The sequence below is a fragment of the Streptomyces sp. NPDC005794 genome (assembly GCF_042871445.1).
Lineage (GTDB): Bacteria > Actinomycetota > Actinomycetes > Streptomycetales > Streptomycetaceae > Streptomyces.
On record NZ_JBIAIN010000062.1, the window covers coordinates 1 to 1,341 of the forward strand.

Below are 1,341 nucleotides of genomic sequence, written 5' to 3' on the forward strand. Positions count from 1 at the left end.
TTTGTGGCCCCGCAATGGGGCGCCTGGCCCCCGGGCCCGGTATGGCTGTGTGCCCCCTGTCGAACGGATGACCTGGGGGGTGTTGCCGCCGGGCTTCGGGGCACCGCTTGACCGCTGATGAGGGGCCTGACGACCGCCTGGCCCGGTGCAATGCCGGACCGCTTTGCGGGTGGGGATGTCTGCGTAACGTGGTTGCCGGCGTGTGGTGCCGCAGGGACGGCCGGGAGTTGAGGCGACGAGAGGCGAGGGGCACGCGCACATGGTCGACACGACAGCGATAGATCTCTTCCTCGGCCTGGACCTGGGCAAGGAGTTCCACCATGCCCACGGCCGGACCGGAGACGGTAGGACCGTGCACGACAAACGGCTGCCCAACACCGAACCGAAACTGCTGGAGCTGTTCACCAAAATGGTGGCGAAGTTCGGCACCGTACTGGTGATCGTGGACCAGGTCGCCAACATCGGCGCCCTCCCGCTGACGGTGGCCCGCGCGGCGGGCTGCCGGGTCGCCTACCTGCCTGGGCTGTCGATGCGGCGGGCAGCCGACCTGCACCCGGGTGAGGCCAAGACCGATGCCCGCGACGCGTTCGTGATCGCCGAGACCGCCCGGTCCATCCCGCACACCCTGCGCGCGGTGGACCGCGACGACGAGGTACTGGCCGAGCTCACGATGCTCACCGGCTACGACAACGACCTCGCCGGTGAGGTCAACCGCACCACCAACCGGCTGCGCGGTCTGCTCTCCCAGATCCACCCCTCTCTCGAGCGCGTGCTCGGCCCGCGCCTGTCCTACCCCTACGTCCAGGCCCTCCTGTCCCGGCACGGCTCCCCGGCCAGGCTGAAGAAGCTCGGCCGCACGCGGTGCGAGGCTCTGCTGAAGGTGCACGGCTCGCGCAAGGCCCACCACCTCACCACCGAGATCTACGACGCGCTCGCCGAGCAGACCCTCGTCGTGCCCGGCACCGAGGCGTCCGCGCTGATCGTGCCGGGCCTGGCCGCCCAGCTGGCCGCCGCCCACACCCAGCGCCAGGCCACCGAGCAGGAGATCGCCGCCCTGCTGGAGGCCCTCCCTCTTTTCCACCTCCTGACGTCCCTGCCCGGCCTGGGCGTCAGGACCACGGCCGCGGTGATCGTCGCGATCGGTGACGGCACCGGCTTCCCCACCGCCGGGCACCTCGCCTCCTACGCCGGACTCGCCCCCGCCACGAAGTCCTCGGGCACCTCGATCCGCGGCGAGCACGCACCGCACCGCGGCAACCGTCTCCTCAAACGCGCCTTGTTCCAGGCTGCGTTCGCCGCGATCGGCTGCAAGAGCGACCCGTCCTCCCGGATCTACTACGA

At 70.6% G+C, this 1,341-nt stretch carries 1 protein-coding gene; it reads left to right on the forward strand.

All coding sequences use genetic code 11. The annotated features are described in order from the left end of the window. Positions 1–259 precede the first annotated feature (259 nt). Positions 260–1,341: IS110 family transposase (locus tag ACFYQ5_RS36090; RefSeq protein WP_389203855.1), on the forward strand; the 1,082-nt coding region annotated here is incomplete at its 3' end.